Consider the following 17,867-nt stretch of genomic DNA (forward strand, 5'->3'; position numbering starts at 1 on the left):
GTGCACAGACTCCCTCTCCCTCTGGGAGAGGGCGGGGGGTGAGGGTAGTCGCCGCGTGTAGACCCTCACCCTGACCCTCTCCCAGAGGGAGAGGGGACAGTGGGAGAGAGGAGAGACAGCTCAGAGCACATCCGCGAGGCTGCGGGCCATGGTCCAGCCATCGTGGTAGACGACGCCCGTCTGGGTGACGGTGTCGCTGCGGTACAGGCCCACCTTCAGGTAGTTGAGCATCCCCGGGAACAGAGCTGCCACGTCTTCACGCTGGGGCACCACCTGCAGCCGGTCCGAGCTGACCATCTGCGTGCTGTCCCACTGGGTGCGGTCGCCCGTCTCGAAGTCGCCGCGCCACACGATGCCGGAGCCAGCCACGGGCGCCGCGCACACGCGGGCCTCGGCGCCGGGCCGGCGCTGGCTCACCGGTTCTTGGGAGTTTCGCGGCCGGCACCTCGCTCCTGCCCGAAGAGGTTGAGGAAGCGAGGCCACTTCGTGCTCGAGCCCGTTTCCTCGCTGGTGCATCGATCCTGCCAGAGTTCGAAGAGCAGGGTGACATGGAAGTCATCCGCCAACCTCGAGCCAATGAGGTAGATGCTCTCGATGCTGGAGCGGGTGCTGTCGGCCAATTGCTGCAGCAGGATGCGGGCCCTCTCCGCCTCGCTGCCCAGCACGAACTGCCTGCAATGAGGGCAGTTCCGCCGGTGAAAGAAGCGAAGGCTTTTGGCGGGCTGGCCTTTCTGGACCGCTTCGTACAGACAGCGCAGATCTGTCGCGCCTCGGATTCCGAGCTCCCTGGCGATGCGGATCCTGTCCTGCAGATGTGTGATCAGGATGGCCTGGTTGATCCAGTCGATGATCCGGCTGAACGGATAGTTGGTTCGCAGCGTCAGGATGACGGGATCGGACGTGGCGAGGTGTTGGGCGTTGCCGATGCCAAGCTCCTCGAGCCGTTCGATGATCATCTCGTCCAGGCCATCTACATATTCGAGAGGAATCTTCTCCGAGGTGGCGTGGGGCTGGAGGACCTTTCGAGCCTTGCTGCGAAGTGCCTCATACCCCCAGAAAGGGAACGCGCCGATGGCGAAGTACACGAAGAGCCCCAGCACGGATGACCCGATGGGGGCCGGGGACGTCTGCGTGACGAGAGGCGCCAGTGCCTCCGGATTCGCCTGGGTGAAGTAGATATCCGGCATGGAGGGGGCGCTGGGCACGAGGACAACCTGGGGCGGCACCTGTACCGTGGGACTGGCCTGCGTGATGAAGATGCCGGTCTCGCCCACCATGAAGCCGATGAGCATCATGGTGAGGGCGCGCAGCGCCGCACCCAGCAAGAATTCAGCGGAGAGCGCTTCCGCGTGCATGCGGTGCAGGAGCACGATGAGTGTGTAGATGTAGATGCCATAACCCGTGAACACCAGCCCTCGGATTCCTTCCTGGAAGGGCAAGCCGTTTTCATTCTGAAAGACAGCTACCGACCCCCTGATTCCATGCAAGGCATCGGAGAAGATCGACAGGACGAGGAAGGGCAGGGCCAGGGCGCACGCGCCCAGCAGGTATTGGCCCGGTCGGCGGCGGAGGAGGTAATCGAGCTCTTTTCTGTCCGGCTTCTCCAGGAAGCTGAGCGACACGGGCCGTCTCTTCGAGGCGCAGAACCGGCTGGCAATGTCCGCCCGGAACTTCACGTAGGCCTTGACGGTCTGGATGTGGATCCGGGTTGAGCGCCTGCGTCTCGTGATGAAATGGCCGAGCGCCAACAGACTCGGTGCGAGGGCCATCACCGTGGGGCAGTAACTGACCAGCCTGACGGCCAGACCTTCTCCAGGGCCTGGTTCCAGCTTGAGGATGTAGAGGATGCAGACGGCGATGTATAAAAACAGCAGGATGAAGCTAAGAGCGCGGGACAATCCCGGATGCTTGAGCACGAAATTCGTGGACTTGTCGAATCGGGCATCGAATTTGGCGAACTGCCGGTCGAGCCAGGTCTGCTCCTTCGGTGGTGGGTGCTTCTTCGGAGTCTTGCTATTTTTTGGAGCGGGTTTTCGATTGCTTGCACTCATGCTCCACCCCTGAGGAGTTCCAGTATGAAGCGGCTCTTCTCAAGGGTGGTGAGTCAGGTGCCGCGGGATGTGAGACGAGGAAGCTTTCCTGGCGCTCGTGTCCCGGCCCGTACTGACGGGGGACGGCCCGGCCCCGCAACGCCTGCCTCGATACCGGCTCACTTCAGCGAGCGGATGAACTCCGTCAGCCGGGTGGCCATGGCCTCGTGAGTCGCAGCCGAGGGGTGCCAGTCCTCCCCGTAGGGAGCGCTCTGCGGAGTGAAGGCGAGGTAATGCACGCGGGCATCTCCCCGGTCGTTGAAGCCCTTCACCAGCGAAGACACCCAGCTCTGGAGGGTGCTCCAGTGGAACTGCCCAGCGGGATACTCATCGCTCAGCATGGGGCCCACGGCACAGATGATCCTCGCTTGGGGATACTGACTGCGGAGGCGGGTGACGAAGTCCTCGTAGGCGGCCTGGAAGAGGGGCGCGCTCGGCGTTCCTGGATAGAAGTCGTTCGTCCCCAGGTTGAGCACCACGTGGTCCGGAGGGGCGCGCGTGAAGTCCCAGCGCGGCGTGTCTTGGTTGGGCAAGACGCGGTTGTAGATATGTGGAACCGTGTTTCCCGTCTCGCCTGTGTTGTTCCGGTAGATGCCTCGGCCCGAATTGCAGACCATCACCGCCTCGGCGCCGAGGGTGCGCGCGGTGAGCGCGCCATAGGCCCTCGTGATGTTCTGGTTGACGGAGTGGAAGCCTGTCCCGGGATTGCCAGACGCTGGAATGGAGACCTCGTTGCCATAGCCACAGGTGATGGAGTCTCCGATGAACTCGATTCGCGAACTGGGCCGGGCAGGTGGGTCCAGCAACTCTCCATGGATTCGCAAGCCTCGCAGCTCGCTCCGGCCGACGTCGCTCTCCGTCAGCTTGATGAGCTCGACGGTGTGCTCGCCCAGGGGGAGGTTCCGGGCAATCTCATACACAGTCTGGCTCGCGCGGACCGCGAGCTTCACCGGCGCCTGCTCGTCGAGGGTGACCTGGTAGTAGTTGGTCGTTGTCCTGTCGTCCGGGCCCTGCTCGTTCAGCAACAGCTCGAGGGCATCGCCCCGGAACCGGACCTTGAGGGACACGCCCGAGTACGAGAACACGGCGGAGGCCGCGGAGACGTCCACCCGCCCCGTGTATTGGAGGCGCGGCTCCGAGGGAGGCACCGTCACCCAGGTGAGCGCGGACGGCGGCTGCTCCGGCGGGGGGGACTCGCTCGGAATCTCCACTGTTGGGAGCGGCTCCGGCCCGTGTCCACCGCATGCCAGAAGGACCGGGAGGGCACAGGAGAGGGTCAAGGCGTGCCAGTCCATCCGTTGCTCCTCTGCCAGTCGAGGAGCAAGGTAGGGAGACGGGTTTTAGACGGCCAGTCGGCCCCAGGTGAGGGGCTTCTGTTATTCAGCGGTCCGAACGGGCCGCAAGGGCTTCCGGTGAGGGAACACGCAAATCCCAGGCGAGCCCAAGCCGTGCCAGCAGGCGGAGGAGGAGGCCGCCCAGGTCCACCTGCCACCAGCGGAAGTCGACGCGGGCCGAGCCGGGGAAGGCGTGGTGGTTGTTGTGCCAGCCCGCGCCGAGCGTCAGCAAGGCCATCACCACGTTGTTGCGGCTGTCGTCGCGGCTGTTCAGTGAGCGGCTCCCCACCGTGTGGCCCACCGAGTTGATGGCGAAGGTCACCTGTTGGACGACGTAGTAGCGGACGAGGCCGCCCCAGACGAGCCCGCGCAGGGCACCGGCCCACGAGCCGGTGACGAGGCCTCCCACGAGGGTGGGCAGCGCGAAGCCGAGCAGCACCCAGGTGCCATAGCGCTGGTTGAGGCGAACGAGCGGCTCGTCCCGCAGCAAGTCGGGGAGGGTACGTGCGAAGCGGTGGGCCTGGTCATCCTCGGTCGAGGCGAGGAGGTCGGCCGGCGAGGCGCGGTGGCGCTCCACGAGACGGCCGAAGCGCCCGATGGCGGGCACGTCGAGGTACCAGAGGAACTGGGCCCAGAAGAAGCCGCACAGCCCGTCCCACGCACCCCGCCGTCCGAGCAAGGGCGAGTGCGGGTCCCCCGGCTGGTCGGTGTTCGCATGGTGTACGCGGTGCACTGCGCTCCACAGCAGCGCCGAGCCTTGTCCCGCCATCGAGCCGAGGATGAGGAAGAGGGCGCGGAGGGGACGTGTCGTCTCGAAGGTGCGGTGTGCGAAGTAGCGGTGGAAGCCCACCTCAATGCCAATCATGGTGAGCAGGTACATCCCCACCAACAGGCCGAGGTCCAACCCGCTGAGGCCCTCGCGCAGGAAGAGCCATACGCCTGCGCAGAAGCCGAGCAGGGGGAGTCCCTGGACGACGAAGAGCACCAGGGCGCGCCGGGGTCCGCTCAGCCGCTCAGGCGTCCCGGCGGGTTCGGAGGAGAGGGCGAGTGGGGACTCGGCCGGGGCGGAGGTGGGCCCGTGCGCGGAGGGCGCATCGGGCAAGGAGGGCAGGGCGGACAACGAGAGCTCCGGTGGGGAACGGGGTGCCCATCATCGTCGAGACCGCCCGACGAATCCATGTGCCCCCCGTGCGACTACTTGCCGGCTCGGATGGCGCTCAGCAGGTCCATGTGGAGGTACTTCGCTCGCGTCTGGCCCGGCTTGTCGACGAACGCGAGCCCCTGGTGGTCCTCAGTCTGGAAGGTGTCCGGGCCCGTGCGCTCGAGCGGGTACTCCTTGTCTGTCTTCAGGACGAGCCGCTTTCCGTCCCACGTCACCGTGAACTTCGCGAGGTCCGCGTGCACGTAGGTGCCGGTGTAGCGCTCTGCCTGGGCGGCGGTGAGGGGCTCCGCCTGCTCGTTTCGAGGCGGCTCGTCCGGCAGGCCGAACACCGCCTTCGTGATGCGATCCACGGAGCGGTGGAGGGTGACGCCATTCTCGTTGGACAGGGCGATGACCGCGCCCCGGCGCTCCGGAAGGAAACGGATGTGAGAGCCATAGCCGCGGCGCACGCTCTTCGTGGTGGAGCCCAGCCGGAAGAGCGTGTCCGGGGTGACGGGAGTGCGCTCCTCGATGCTGCGCACGCCGAACGCACGCAGGTAGACCACCTCGCCGTCGCGGACGATGGCGACCGCCGCACCCGGGGCACGGGTCTCCCGGAGCTCCTCCTCGATGGTTCGGGTGACGCTCTCCTCGAGCTCCTGGGGCAGGACCTTGTCTGCCGCTTCCGCCTGCGAGGCGGCCATGAGCAGCAGGACGAGCACGCTCCACCGCGCGACGATTCTCATATTTCCCCCTCCTCGGGCGTGGCGGGAACGCGCGAGCGGGCGGAGTGTTCCCGAGATTCCCCATCTCGGGGCCACCGGGCCCTGGTGGAGGCACGGGAGACGCCTGCCCACTGTGCGTCCGGGTATCGGGTTCTGCGCTTCATCTCGATTGTCGAATCGAGTTTTGCGTACCGGAGCGGGTCATTACTGCATGCGCCGGAGGGACACGAACATGGACGCGATGCAGGCGGTGCAGGCGGGTCTCGAGGGTGTAGTGGTAGCGGAGACCCGATTGAGCGAGGTGGACGGTGAGCGGGGCCGGTTGGTGATTGCCGGCGACGACGTGGAGTCGCTTGCCGGGACGAGCTCCTTTGAAGAGGTCTGCGCGAGGCTCTGGGCGCCGTACGCGAAGGAGGCGCTGCCTGTGTCGCTCCAGGCGGCCCTGGGTGAGGCGCGGGTGCGTGCCTTCGGATTGCTCGAGGGCCTGGGGGATGCGCTCGAGGCCGGGGATGCGATGGACGCGCTCCGGGCGGCGGCAGCCCACGTCCCAGCCCACCCGGATGGAGAGCGGGACACGTTTCTCATGCTGACCGGAGCCCTGGCTGTGTTCACGGGCGCTTGGGCGAGGCTCCAGCGTGGGTTGAAGCCGGTGCGTCCGGATCCGGCACTGTCTCACGCGGCGGATCTGCTGCGCATGGTGAGCGGCGAGCCTCAACCCGAGCGGGCCGCCGGGCTCGAGGCCTATCTGGTCACCGTTTCCGACCACGGACTGAATGCCTCCACCTTCACCGCGCGGGTGATTGCCTCGACGGGCTCCGATGCGGTGTCGGCGGTGGTGGGCGCCATCGGCGCGTTGAAGGGGCCGCTGCACGGCGGGGCGCCCGGGCCGGTGCTGGACATGCTCGACTCCATCGGCCGCCCGGAGCAGGCCGTCTCGTGGCTCGAGGCGGAGCTTCGGGCTGGGCGCCGCATCATGGGCATGGGCCACCGCATCTACCGTGTGCGTGACCCTCGGGCGGCGGTGCTGGAGCGCGCCATCGAGCGGCTCGAGCAGGGGGGGCTGAGGACTGCTCGGCTCGCCCTGGCGCGTGCGGTGGAGCGCGCGGCCGAGGACCTGCTCCGCCAGCGTTATCCGGACCGGCCGCTGCGCGCGAACGTGGAGTTCTACACGGCGGTGTTGCTCGATGCGGTGGGGCTGGACCGGACGTTGTTCTCGGCTGCCTTCGCGTGTGGCCGCGTGGCGGGCTGGTTGGGCCATGTCGCCGAGCAGCGGGCTACCGGACGGCTCATCCGGCCCGCCTCCCGCTACGTGGGGCCCATGCCGGGCTGAGTGACGCGCGTCATGACCTCCGGCTTCGTCCGCTGGAGGTCACCTTCTCGACGAGAGCGTGTCCGGGCAGACGGATGTGGACGGTTCGTGCGCACGAGGCTTTGACCCGACTCCCCGGGTGGGCAACCAATCCGGCGCGAGCTGCGCTCAAAGGAGACTCCGCACATGACACGGCTGCTCCCCATCCTTTTCCTGCTCACCGCCGGGCTCGCCCGCGCCGACGAGGGAATGTGGACCTTCAACAACTTCCCCTCTGACCTGGTGAAGGCCCGCTACGGCTTCGCCCCGAGCCAAGAGTGGCTGACGAAGGTCCGACTCTCCTCGGCCCGGATTGCCGGCGGCTGCTCGGCCAGCTTCGTGTCACCCACCGGGCTGGTGATGACCAATCACCACTGTGTCCGCGATTGCGTGCAGCAGCTCTCCACGCCACAGCGTGACTTCATCGTGAAGGGCTTCTACGCGACCACCGCGCCGCAGGAGCGCGCCTGTCCGGGCATGGAGGTCAACAAGCTCACGGAGATCACCGACGTCACCGATGCGATGACGAAGGCGACCCAGGGCAAGGAGGGCGCGGCCTTCCGCGACGCGCAGCGGGCGGAGATTGCCCGGCTGGAGAAGGAGTGTGCCACCGCCCCGGACGTCCGCTGTGACGTGGTGACGCTGTACCAGGGCGGTATGTACAACCTCTACAAGTACCAGCGCTTCCAGGACGTGCGGCTGGTGTTTGCCCCCGAGGAGGCCATTGCCTTCTTCGGCGGGGATCCGGACAACTTCGAGTTCCCCCGCTACGACTATGACGTGTCCTTCGTACGGGTGTACCAGGATGGCAAGCCGGCGAAGATGGACAACTGGCTCCGCTGGTCCTCCAAGGGGGCGCAGCCGGGAGAGCTGACCTTCGTGGCCGGGCATCCAGGCGGCACCTCGCGCCTGCTGACGGGCGAGCAGCTCCGCTACCAGCGTGACTACGCTCTGCCCGAGCGCCTCTTCCAACTGGCGCAGCTGCGCGGGCTGCTCGACGAGTTCCAGCAGCGCGGCCCCGAGTTCACCCGCATCTCCAACAGTCTCAAGTTCGGCGTCGAGAACGCCTACAAGGCGATGGTGGGGCGGCGCGAGGCGCTCGTGGATCGGGACTTCTTCGCCAAGAAGCTCGACGAGGAGCAGAAACTGCGGGACTGGGTGAAGGCGGACCCCGAGCGGCAGAAGCGCTATGGCCAGGCCTGGGACAACATCGCCAGGGCCACCGACACGCTGCGCACCATGCGCATCCGGCTGCGGCTGCTGGAGCAGGGTGCCGGGACGGGCTCGGACCTCTTCGGTTACGCGCGCATGCTCGCCCGCTCGGCCGACGAGCGCTCCAAGCCCAATGAGCTGCGGTTGGAGGAGTTCGCCGAGGCGCGCAAGCCCGAGCTGGAGCAGCAGCTCTTCAGCCCCGCCCCCGTCTACCCCAAGCTGGAGGAGGCGCTGCTCACCTTCTACCTGACGAAGCTGCGCGAACAACTTGGGCCGGATGAGCCGGTGGTGAAGCAGGTGCTCGGCAAGCAGTCACCCCAGGCTCTCGCGCGCAAGCTGCTCTCCGGGACCCGGCTGGCCAGCCCGCAGGTGCGCCGCCAGCTCTACCAGGGCGGGCCGGAGGCCCTCCGCGCCTCGAAGGACCCGATGCTGGAGCTCATCCGCACCCTGGACGGTGAGGCGCGTGCCATCCGCAAGCGCTACGAGGAGGAGGTGGAGTCCGTCATCGACAAGAACGGGGAGCTCATTGCCCGGGCCCGCTTCGAGGCCTACGGCACCAGCATCTACCCGGATGCCACCTTCACGCTCCGTCTGTCCTTCGGACAGGTGAAGGGCTACCCGGACGAGGGCAAGACGGTAGAGCCCTTCACCCGGCTCGCGGGTCTCTACGAGCGCGCCACCGGCGAGGACCCGTTCCGCCTCCCCCCGAGCTGGCTACAGGCGAAGCCTCGTCTGGACCTCCAGACGCCGTTCAACTTCGTCAGCTCCAACGACATCATCGGGGGCAACTCGGGCTCGCCCATCTTCAACAAGGACGCGGAGATCGTCGGCATCGTCTTCGACGGCAACATCCAGTCCCTGGGGGGCGAGTACGGCTTCGACGAGTCCGTCAATCGCACCGTGTCCGTCCACAGCCAGGGCATCCTGGAGGGGCTGCGCAAGGTCTACAACGCCCGCAGGCTCCTCGAGGAACTGGGGCAGGGTGGGGGCGGGTAGGATACGACCCACGAAAATTCGCTCGAATCCAGGCAGTATGTCCGCGCGACGAGTTCGTTAGAGGTCTGCGGGCGTGTCATGCCCGGTGGGAGGTATGGATGCGAGCGGCCATCTTCATCTCGGTTCTCCTGGTAGGGGGGCTGATGGGGTGTGCCTCGCGGCAGGGCGTCCTCCGGTTGGAGCCTCAGGAGGAGGCTGTCTACGAGCACCCTTTGGAAGAGGTCTGGCCTTCCGTGCTGGCCTGGATGCGGGAGCGCGGGTTCCCCTACCGGGAGGACGCGGCCAACTTCGTGCTGCAGACGGAGTGGCGCGAGGAGTTCGCCGGCTCGACGGTGGCGGGGTACTGGCACCGCTACACCGTTATTGGCAGGTGGGAGGGTCCGGCGCGCAGCCGGGTGTGGATCATCCGCAGCAGCCGCAGCCCCAATGGGGCTCCCGTCTACGCGGCGAAGCAGCCGAACTGGGAAGTGAGTCGCTTCCCCGGTTCTGTCAATGACGGTCTGCCGGGTGGGGAGCTCCGCGTGGAGGAGTACGACGTGCAGATGCCGGCCGGCGAGCCGAAGCTGCGCTTTGTGCCCCAGGAGTCCGTGACGGGCGTCGTCCTGGCCATGGGCTCTCTGGGCGCGGTGAGCGAGTCGCTGCAGGGCGCGCGGGACTTCGCGATGGAGTGGGTGCTGAGAGATCACGTCGTCCCGGAGTTGGATGCGCGCAAGCAGGGTCTGGAGGGGCGCACGCTGGCGGCGACGAAGCAGGAGCCGGGCAACGTCGTCATCGAGTGCGGCATGCCCGTGATTGGCCTGTCCACGAGGGCGAAGGAGGGGCAGGTGATGCTGCTGGGCGAGCTGCACGGCACGCGCGAGGTGCCCCGCTTCGTGGCGCTGAGCACCTGCCAGGTGGCCTCGCGGGGTACCCCGGTGACAGTGGGGCTGGAGATGCCGGTGGAGAACCAGGAGCGCGTGCGGCGCTTCATCGCCAGCGCGGGCACCGAGCACGACCACGCGCTGCTGATGGAGAGTCCCTTCTGGCGCAGCCCCTACCCGGACGGCCGCAGCAGCGAGGCGATGGCCCAGCTCCTGGAACAGCTGCGCTGGTTGCGCGCCCAGGGCCTGGACGTGGAGGTTTTCGTCTTTGATCACCCGGAGCTGCAGGGCGAGGCACGTGAGGCGGCCATGGCCCGGAGCGTCCAGGCCCAGGTGGAGGCGGGCCCGGAGCGCTTCTTCCTGATCTCCACTGGCAACATCCACCCGCGCACCCAGCCTGGGTTGCCGTGGGACCTGAGCTACCGTCCCATGGGCTACATGCTCGCTCGCAAGCTGCCCTCCCTGCTGTCACTGGACGTGGCCTTCAACAGTGGCACCGCGTGGATCTGTTCGGTAGGAGAGACGCTCGAGTGTGGCGAGCGGCCCACGAAGGGCCAGGACAACGGGGACCGGTACTTCGTCTCCTTCTTCGAGCAGCCGAGCGAGGCCGGCTTCCACGGCGTCTTCTACGTGGGCGCGGTGTCGGCCTCGCCTCCGGCAGTGCGTCTGGGCAGCTCGCACGCCAGCGATTCCAAGTGAAATCCGGTGTCCACGGGCTGAATCCGCGGGTGCCTGTCTGAGAGAAATCAGGAGGAAGTACTGAATGAGACGGATGGCCTTCGGTTGTCTGCTACTGCTCGTCGCCGCGCTGTCGGGGTGTGCTGGGCGCTTCGTGGATTTTGCCCCCGACGAGGAGGCCATCTACGAGTATCCGATCGACGAGGTGTGGCCGCAGGTCCGCACGTACTTCTCGTCCAGGGGCTTCGTCTTCCGTGAGGCCTCGGGCGGAGCCCAGCTGGAGACGGAGTGGCGCGAGGAGTTCATGGGCTCGCGGATCTCCGCCTACTGGCACCGCTACCTGGTCGTCGCGAAGCCCGATGGCGCCCACCGCTGCAAGCTGGTCATCACCCGCGAGACGCGTAGCATGAACAAGGCGCTGAAGGCCCCGGGCGCTGAGCTGATGTGGGGCGTGGACGGGCGCACCGCGGACAACCCCTCGGGCCTGGGCAGCCAGGTGTCCGCCCAGCTCGCGCAGCAGAATGTCATTGGCGACAACGCCGTCCTCGGTGAGTCCCAGCAGTCCGCTCGCGACATGGTGCTGGAGTGGAAGGTGTTCCGGAACCTCTCTCCGCTGCTCATGGAGAACGCGGTGAAGTCCAGCGCGAGCCCCGACGTGGTCGTGACGGAGGCCTCCAACATCGAGTGCGGCGTGCCCATCCTGGGGCTGGGCAAGCTGGCGCGTGCTGGCAATGTGATGCTGTTGGGTGAGCTGCACGGCACGCAGCAGGTGCCGCACTTCATGGCCCAGAGCACCTGCCAGGTGGCTACCCAGGGCATTCCCGTGACGGTGGGCCTGGAGATTCCGGCGGTGAACCAGGAGCGGTTGGAGACCTTCGTGGCCAGCCAGGGCACCGAGCACGACTGGGCGAAGCTGATGGAGAGCCCCTTCTGGCGCAGCCCGTACCCGGATGGCCGCAACAGCGAGGGGGTTGTCTACCTCATCGAGGCCCTGCGCAAGCTGCGCAGCCAGGGGCTGGACGTGAAGGTCTTCGCCTTTGACCATCCGGCTCTGCAGGGTGACGTGCGCGAGGATGCCATGGCGGCGACGGTGCAGCAGGTGGCCAGCCAGTCCTCGAAGCGGGCGCTGCTGGTGCTCAGCGCCAACCTCCACCCGCGCCAGGTGAGGGGCTTGCCCGGAGATCCGGACTACCGCCCCATGGGCCTGCGTCTGACGAGCCAGCTCTCGAACGTGTACTCGCTGGACATTGCCTATGACAGCGGCACGGCGTGGATCTGCGCCCTGAACCAGGAGGAGAAGCTGGCCTGCGGCGTGACGCGCACCAAGGGCGAGGACAACGGCGAGCGCTACTTCGTGCAGCTCTTCGGGGGCAAGAACCGCCATGGCTACCACGGCTTCTTCTACGTGGGGGCTGTCTCGGCCTCTCTGCCGGCCGTGTATCGCGGGGTAGAGCCCGCGGGTGGTTCGCAGGCCACCGTGCCCGACGCGACGACCTCCAACTAGCCGCTACCCAGCAGGGCCTCGCCTTTCCTGTGGCGAGGCCCGGTGGCGGCGCTAGCCTGGGGGCGATGACTCCCTCTGATACCGACGCCGCCGCCAATGATCTGCTGGCCTTCATCGATGCCTCGCCCACGCCCTACCACGCGGTGCGCGAGAGCATCCGCCGCCTGACCGCCCAGGGGTACCGCGCCCTCGATGAGCGCGAGCCCTGGGACCTGAAGCCCGGGGACAAGGTGTACGTCACCCGCGGAGACACCAGCATCGCCGCCTTTCACCTCGGCACCGTGCCGGTGGACCGCGCCGGCTTCCGTCTGGTGGGCGCCCATACGGACTCGCCCAACCTCCGCCTCAAGCCCAACGCCCATGTGCAGCGCTCCGGCTTCCACCAGCTCGGCGTGGAGGTGTACGGCGGCGTCCTCTTCAGCACCTGGATGGACCGCGACCTGTCGCTCGCCGGCCGGGTGGTGACCGCGAAGGACGGGCGTCTCACGCACCACCTGGTGGACTTCCGCCGCCCGCTGCTGCGCATCCCCAACCTCGCCATCCACCTCAACCGCACCGTCAACACCGACGGTCTCAAGCTCAACGCGCAGGACCACCTGGTGCCGGTGCTCGCCCTGGAGCGCTCGGGCGCGGTGGACCTCAAGGCGATGCTCACCGCGGAGCTGGCCCGTGGCGGCACCCAGGTGGAGCCAGGGGACATCCTCGGCTTTGATCTGTGCCTCTATGACCTGCAGCCCTCCACCCGCTCGGGTGCCTTCGGCGAGTTCCTCCATGCGCCGCGCCTGGACAACCTGGCCAGCAGCCACGCCGGCTTGTCCTCGCTGCTCGCCATGAGCGGGCCGCGCGAGGCCACCTGCGGCGTCGTCCTGTACGACCACGAGGAGTGCGGCAGCGTCAGTGCCCAGGGCGCCGCGTCTCCCTTCCTGAAGGACTTGTTGGAGCGCATCACCCTGGCGCACTCGGACGGGCGGCGGGATGCGCTGCACCGGGCCATCCGCCACTCCTTCATGGTGTCGGCGGACATGGCGCACGCGCTGCACCCCAACTACGCGTCCATGCACGAGCCGAAGCATGCTCCGGTGCTGGGGGGGGGCCCGGTCATCAAGTCCAACGTCAACCAGTCCTACGCCACCGACGGCGAGACCTGGGCCTGGTTTGCCCTGTGCTGCCGGGAGGTGGGCGTGACGCCCCAGAACTTCATCACCCGCACGGACCTGGGGTGCGGCAGCACCATTGGCCCCATCTCCGCCGGCGAGCTGGGCATCCGCACCGTGGACGTGGGCAACCCCATGATGTCCATGCACTCCATCCGCGAGCTGGCCGCCGCGGCGGACGTGGCCGCGATGATCTCCGTGCTGCGCAACTTCTTCGTGCGCTGAGTCACTCCAGGTTCAGCCGCAGGTTGTCGGGCTCCAGCAGGGTGATGCGCCCCTCCTCGTAGGACAGCAGTCCCTCGCGGGCGTAGAAGCGCAGCCACCGGTTGGTGCTCTCGCGGGTAAGTCCGGCCAGGTTGGCCAGCTCGGTCTGGGTGAGTCGGGAGGTGATGGCCACCGCCTCCCCCCCCGTGCTGGGCTTGCCCTGCGCCTGGGCCAGGTCCAGCAGGACGCGCGCCAGCCGAGCGCGCGCATCCAGGAAGTTGGCGTCGTGGACCGCTTGGGTGACGCGCCGCACCAGTCGGCTCAGCTCGGCCAGCAGCGCCGGTATCACCTGGGGTCTCTCTTCCAGGAATTTCTGGAAGTCCCTGCGGCTCAAGCTCAGCAGCGCCGTCTCCTCGCGCGCCACCGCGTCCGTCGAGCGAGGCGCCTCGTCCAACAGCGCCAGCTCTCCAAAGGCAGCTCCCCGCACCAGGAGCGCAAGGGAGACCTCTCGCCCATCAGGCGAGCTGAGGCGGATGGTCACCTCGCCCTTGCTGATGATGTAGAGGTCCGTCCCCACGTCGCCCTGGTGGAAGATGATCTCCCCCCGGTTGCAGCGCCGAAGTTGCAGGCTTGCGGAGAGCCGCTCCAGGTCGTCGGAGCCAAGCGACGAGAAGAGGGGAACCTGGGAGAGGAGTTCCGAATAGGACATAGCGTGCGGTTTTCCTGGTGGATCCTGCCTACCCGGGAGTCATCTTGCCCGCTGCCATGGAGCCGGACCAGGGTGGAGCGGTCCCCCGCCTGGTCGCTCGCCAGGTCCAGGTGCCGGGGCGCAAGACTTGCTTAGTCATCATCGCAAACGTTCCAGCCCCAGCGCCGCAGCGGAGCACTCAGGGTTGCTCTACACCCCTCCAACAATTGTGCGATGATGCTGCTCCATCGGGGTTGGCAATCTCGGTCAGTCTTTGGGGTGGGTCACGAATGTCCGGACGCCGGATCGGCAGCAGGTATGTGTTGGAGCGCAAGGTCGCGGGTGGCGGTATGGGTGCCATCTGGGTAGCGCTCGACTCACAACTGCAGAGGCGGGTCGCGCTCAAGCTGATGGCGCCCGAGCGCATCGCCTCTTCCTCCGCACGCCACCAGTTCGAGCAGGAGGCCAAGGCGGTTGCCCAGCTGCGTAACCCGCATGTGGTGCAAATCCATGACTACGGTGTCGACGGTGGCACGCCGTTCATCGTGATGGAGCTGCTCGAGGGGGAGGATCTCGAGACGCGCCTGGAGCGGCAGGGCCGGCTGGCGCCGGTGGTGTTGGCCTCGTTGCTCAATCAGGTGGCGCGGGCCCTGACCTCCGCCCATGCCTGCGGCGTCATTCACAGGGATCTCAAGCCGGCGAACCTCTTCCTGGCCCGGGTGGACAGTGAAGAGGTGGTGAAGGTGCTCGACTTTGGGCTGGCGCGGCTGGGGGCCGGCGGCGCGACCTCCGCCGAGGAGCTCGGCAGGGTGATGGGCACCCCGCGCTACATGAGCCCCGAGCAGAGGCGGGGTGAGGCCTGGGTGGATCACCGCACGGACCTCTGGGCACTGGGGGTGGTGGTTTACCGAGCCCTCACTGGCCGGTTCCCCTTCTCCGCGGATGCGCTCAGCGAGCTGGGCCGCAGTGGCACCATCTCATTCGCCGAGCCGCCGTCCACCCTGGTGCCCGAGCTGGGCCAAGGGGTGGATGCCTTCTTCTCGCGTGCCCTGGACCCGGACCCGTCGCGCCGCTTCCAGTCCGCGCGGGAGCTGGCCGCGGCCTTCGCCTCGCTGGTGGAGACCAGTCGCCCCTCCCGGGCCGCGAAGATTCTCGTCATCGATGACGAGCCGGACGTGGCGCTGCTGATGAAGCAGCGCTTCCGCAAGCACATCCGCGATTCTGTTTACGAGTTCATCTTCGCCACCGACGGCGAGGACGCCCTGGAGAAGCTGCGCCAGCACCCGGACACCGATGTCGTGCTCTCCGACATCAACATGCCGAGGATGGATGGGCTCACCTTCCTGGCCCGAGTGGGCGAGGTGAACCCGCTCGTCAAGGTCATCATGGTCTCCGCCTACAGCGACATGAGCAACATCCGCGTGGCGATGAACCGCGGGGCCTTTGACTTCCTCGTCAAGCCGCTCGACTTCCAGGACCTCGACGCCACCCTCGCCAAGGCGCTCCGGCACGTGGCGGAGTTCCGCAAGATGGTGCGCTCGGCCGAGGAGAACCAGCTGCTGCGGATGTTCGTGCACGGCGGCGTCCTGGAGCGGACCCTCCCCCTGACGCAGGGCCCGGACGTGATGGGCGGGGAGCGGGTGGAGGCCACGGTGGTCTTCCTGGACCTCGAGGGCTTCACCCCCGTTCTGCGCGAGGAGCAGCCCGAGGCGGTCATCCGCCGGTTGAACGCCAACTTCGAGGTCATCGTCCCGGAGCTGCTCTCGCGGGGCGGCGTGGTGGACAAGTTCGTCGGGGATGCGGTGATGGCCGTGTTCCGAGGCCATGGGCACCTGAATCGGGCCCTGGAGGCCTGCCTGGCAGCTCGGAAGCAACTGCGCACCATGGCCTTCCGCTCTGGCGACGCCTCCCCGTATGCCCATGGCATCTGCATCGGGGTGGACTCGGGAGAGCTGATCTGCGGCAGCATCGGCGCCAAGGGATTGGGCCGGCTGGATTACACGGTGCTTGGGGCGACAGTGAATACCGCGGCCCGGCTGACCGTGCTGGCTGGGAGGGATCAGATCCTCATCGGGGCGCACCTGCTCCCGCGGCTGGAGTCGGGCTTCGAGTGCCTGGCGCTCGGAACGAGGAGCCTGCCCGGCGCGGCCTCGGAGCTGGCGGTCCATGAGGTCATGGCCCGCAGGGAGCAGCGGGTGTCCAGCGCGGACCAGACTGTCTCGCTCGATCTGGCCGCGCCCCATGGCTCGTCACAACCCGCCGTGCTCGCGGCCTCGAAGGCGGAGTAGTCCCCGCCACGCGCCCGGGTGCTAACGTCCAAAGTCTATGCAGCTCATCATGAATCCGGGCCTGCTGGACGAGCAGGTGTTCGAGCTTCCTGAGGGGGCCGTGACCATCGGCCGCACGGAGGAGAGCACCATTTGTGTGCTCCACAAGAGCCTGTCGCGTCGGCATGCGCGGCTCGAGCGTGATGGCGAGCGGATCGTCCTGGTTGACCTGAACAGCAAGAACGGGACGTTCGTCAACGAGGCCCGCATCGATCGCCAGGAGCTGCGCGGAGGCGAGGCCTTCCGCTGTGGCGAGGTGCGCTTCAAGCTGGTGTCCACTTCCAGCCCGCTGCCGGTGGACTTGTCCCCCACGCAGGTGCAGTCGCTCCAGACCCGATTCTCCCCCGGCTCCATGGATGAGCTGTTGGAGCGGCACTCGGAGCCTGGAGAAGGCTCGGCCCTGAAGGTGCGGCACGCGAGCCTGGAGAACCGGGCCAACGACAAGCTGCAGGTGCTGCTCAAGGTGAGCCAGCTCCTGTCCTCGCCGGGCTCCATCGATGCGCTGCTGGAGCGCATCCTGGACCTCGTCTTCCAGATCATGGAGGTGGACCGGGCAGCCATCCTGCTGGTGGATGCCGCCAGTGGGAAGTTGCTCCCCCGAGTGGCCCGGACCGCGTCTGGCGAGGCCCCTTCCGGCCCGTTCTACAGCCAGCGCATCGCCGACTACGTGCGCTCCCACAGCGTGGCGGCGCTCTTCTCCGATGCCCGGTTGGATCCCCGGCTGGATGACGCCGCCTCGGTGGTGCTGCAGTCCATCCAGGCCTCGATGTGTGCGCCGCTCAAGCCCCGGGACGAGGTGATGGGCGTGCTGTATGTGGACAACCTGTCGCGGCCCAATGGCTTCAGCGAGGAGGACCTGGAGTTCCTCACCGCCTTCGCCAACCAGGCGGCCATCGCGCTGGACAACTCACTCCTGTCGCAGCGGCTCAAGGAAGAGGCGGTGCTGCGCAACGTCTACCTGCGCTTCTTCCCCCCGGCCACCCTCAAGAAGCTGCAGATGGCCAAGGGCGGCCCCCTGGAGACCATCGAGACAGAGGTGACGATCCTCTTCTCGGACATCAGCGGCTTCACCGCGCTCTCCTCCAAGCTCGAGCCCCGGCAGGTGGTGGATCTGCTCAACGACTACTTCCCGGTGATGGCGGAGATCGTCTTCCGGCACGAGGGGACGTTGGAGAAGTACATCGGGGACGCGCTGATGGCGGTGTGGGGCGCGCCCTTCTCCCACCCCGACGATGCGGACCGGGCCGTGCGCGCCGCGGTGGAGATGCAGAAGGCGCTGGTCGAGCTCAACAAGCGCTGGCGGGCCGAGGGCCGGCCCGAGCTGCGTATCCACGTGGGCTTGAACACGGGGCGCGTGGCGGCCGGGAACATCGGCTCCGAGCAGTACGTGCAGTACGCCACCATCGGGGATGCCACCAACGTGGCCAGCCGGGTGTGCTCCGCCGCTGGGGACGGGGAGATCCGCATGAACGAGACTACCTTCCAGCGCTGGCGCGAGCGGGAGTGGCCCGTGACGCAGATGCCCCCCACCCCGGTGAAGGGCAAGGATGCGCCGTTGACGCTCTACCGGGTGGCGTGGCGCGAGCCCCCCGACACCCTGTGACGG

The 17,867-nt window shown here is 67.4% G+C and carries 13 protein-coding genes; 7 read left to right on the forward strand and 6 right to left on the reverse strand.

Annotated elements, in window-relative coordinates:
- Nucleotides 1-120: 120 nt before the first annotated feature.
- The 5 genes from OV287_RS16740 to OV287_RS16760 form a co-directional block, all read right to left on the reverse strand.
- Nucleotides 121-417: a hypothetical protein gene (locus OV287_RS16740; RefSeq protein ID WP_267535030.1), complete on the reverse strand. Its 297-nt coding sequence runs from the start codon at nucleotides 415-417 to the stop codon at nucleotides 121-123.
- Nucleotides 414-2,051 carry a hypothetical protein gene (locus OV287_RS16745; protein WP_267535031.1) on the reverse strand — a complete coding sequence of 546 codons (1,638 nt, stop codon included), beginning with the start codon at nucleotides 2,049-2,051 and terminating at the stop codon, nucleotides 414-416. Before OV287_RS16745 ends, OV287_RS16740 begins: the two co-directional genes overlap by 4 nt.
- A 158-nt stretch (nucleotides 2,052-2,209) precedes the next feature.
- Nucleotides 2,210-3,301: an SGNH/GDSL hydrolase family protein gene (locus OV287_RS16750; RefSeq protein WP_267535032.1), complete on the reverse strand. Its 1,092-nt coding sequence runs from the start codon at nucleotides 3,299-3,301 to the stop codon at nucleotides 2,210-2,212.
- Nucleotides 3,302-3,470: 169 nt separating this feature from the next.
- The gene (locus OV287_RS16755) at nucleotides 3,471-4,544 is read right to left on the reverse strand and encodes an acyl-CoA desaturase (protein ID WP_267535033.1); all 1,074 of its coding nucleotides are present in this window, start codon (nucleotides 4,542-4,544) and stop codon (nucleotides 3,471-3,473) included.
- 74 nt (nucleotides 4,545-4,618) lie between these two features.
- Nucleotides 4,619-5,311 carry a serine hydrolase domain-containing protein gene (locus OV287_RS16760; protein WP_267535034.1) on the reverse strand — a complete coding sequence of 231 codons (693 nt, stop codon included), beginning with the start codon at nucleotides 5,309-5,311 and terminating at the stop codon, nucleotides 4,619-4,621.
- A 211-nt stretch (nucleotides 5,312-5,522) separates the two neighbouring features.
- On the opposite strand from OV287_RS16760, the gene OV287_RS16765 reads away from it, so the two are divergent.
- The 5 genes from OV287_RS16765 to OV287_RS16785 all read left to right on the forward strand — a co-directional run bounded on the left by OV287_RS16765 (nucleotide 5,523) and on the right by OV287_RS16785 (nucleotide 13,267).
- Entirely contained in the window at nucleotides 5,523-6,620 is a 1,098-nt protein-coding gene (locus tag OV287_RS16765) for a citrate synthase (protein WP_267535035.1), read from the forward strand.
- A gap of 165 nt (nucleotides 6,621-6,785) precedes the next feature.
- Nucleotides 6,786-8,846 (forward strand): S46 family peptidase, encoded by a 2,061-nt coding sequence (locus OV287_RS16770; protein WP_267535036.1) that lies wholly within the window; start codon nucleotides 6,786-6,788, stop codon nucleotides 8,844-8,846.
- A 98-nt stretch (nucleotides 8,847-8,944) separates the two neighbouring features.
- Nucleotides 8,945-10,405: a hypothetical protein gene (locus tag OV287_RS16775; RefSeq protein WP_267535037.1), complete on the forward strand. Its 1,461-nt coding sequence runs from the start codon at nucleotides 8,945-8,947 to the stop codon at nucleotides 10,403-10,405.
- A 64-nt stretch (nucleotides 10,406-10,469) separates the two neighbouring features.
- Nucleotides 10,470-11,888 (forward strand): hypothetical protein, encoded by a 1,419-nt coding sequence (locus OV287_RS16780; RefSeq protein ID WP_267535038.1) that lies wholly within the window; start codon nucleotides 10,470-10,472, stop codon nucleotides 11,886-11,888.
- Nucleotides 11,889-11,953: 65 nt separating this feature from the next.
- Nucleotides 11,954-13,267, forward strand: a complete 1,314-nt coding sequence (locus OV287_RS16785) for a M18 family aminopeptidase (protein WP_267535039.1) — start codon at nucleotides 11,954-11,956, stop codon at nucleotides 13,265-13,267.
- A gap of 1 nt (nucleotide 13,268) precedes the next feature.
- On the opposite strand, the gene OV287_RS16790 is transcribed toward OV287_RS16785, so the two are convergent.
- Nucleotides 13,269-13,955, reverse strand: coding sequence for a Crp/Fnr family transcriptional regulator (locus OV287_RS16790; protein ID WP_267535040.1), 687 nt, complete (start codon nucleotides 13,953-13,955; stop codon nucleotides 13,269-13,271).
- Between the two features lie 269 nt (nucleotides 13,956-14,224).
- On the opposite strand from OV287_RS16790, the gene OV287_RS16795 reads away from it, so the two are divergent.
- Together OV287_RS16795 and OV287_RS16800 are read left to right on the forward strand one after the other, a co-directional pair.
- Nucleotides 14,225-16,222: a protein kinase domain-containing protein gene (locus OV287_RS16795; RefSeq protein WP_267535041.1), complete on the forward strand. Its 1,998-nt coding sequence runs from the start codon at nucleotides 14,225-14,227 to the stop codon at nucleotides 16,220-16,222.
- 49 nt (nucleotides 16,223-16,271) lie between these two features.
- On the forward strand, nucleotides 16,272-17,864 hold the full coding sequence (locus OV287_RS16800; RefSeq protein ID WP_308809592.1) for an adenylate/guanylate cyclase domain-containing protein: 1,593 nt from the start codon (nucleotides 16,272-16,274) through the stop codon (nucleotides 17,862-17,864).
- Nucleotides 17,865-17,867: the final 3 nt, after the last annotated feature.

The organism is Archangium lansingense (genome assembly GCF_026626635.1).
Classification (GTDB): Bacteria; Myxococcota; Myxococcia; order Myxococcales; family Myxococcaceae; genus Archangium; species Archangium lansingense.

What these genes read in the sequence shown, in the direction of transcription:
- OV287_RS16745 (WP_267535031.1), bottom strand. Translation starts at nt 2,051, where the DNA reads ATGAGTGCAAGCAATCGAAAACCCGCTCCAAAAAATAGCAAGACTCCG.
- OV287_RS16760 (WP_267535034.1), bottom strand. Translation starts at nt 5,311, where the DNA reads ATGAGAATCGTCGCGCGGTGGAGCGTGCTCGTCCTGCTGCTCATGGCC.
- OV287_RS16765 (WP_267535035.1), top strand. Translation starts at nt 5,523, where the DNA reads ATGGACGCGATGCAGGCGGTGCAGGCGGGTCTCGAGGGTGTAGTGGTA.
- OV287_RS16770 (WP_267535036.1), top strand. Translation starts at nt 6,786, where the DNA reads ATGACACGGCTGCTCCCCATCCTTTTCCTGCTCACCGCCGGGCTCGCC.
- OV287_RS16775 (WP_267535037.1), top strand. Translation starts at nt 8,945, where the DNA reads ATGCGAGCGGCCATCTTCATCTCGGTTCTCCTGGTAGGGGGGCTGATG.
- OV287_RS16780 (WP_267535038.1), top strand. Translation starts at nt 10,470, where the DNA reads ATGAGACGGATGGCCTTCGGTTGTCTGCTACTGCTCGTCGCCGCGCTG.
- OV287_RS16785 (WP_267535039.1), top strand. Translation starts at nt 11,954, where the DNA reads ATGACTCCCTCTGATACCGACGCCGCCGCCAATGATCTGCTGGCCTTC.
- OV287_RS16790 (WP_267535040.1), bottom strand. Translation starts at nt 13,955, where the DNA reads ATGTCCTATTCGGAACTCCTCTCCCAGGTTCCCCTCTTCTCGTCGCTT.
- OV287_RS16795 (WP_267535041.1), top strand. Translation starts at nt 14,225, where the DNA reads ATGTCCGGACGCCGGATCGGCAGCAGGTATGTGTTGGAGCGCAAGGTC.
- OV287_RS16800 (WP_308809592.1), top strand. Translation starts at nt 16,272, where the DNA reads ATGAATCCGGGCCTGCTGGACGAGCAGGTGTTCGAGCTTCCTGAGGGG.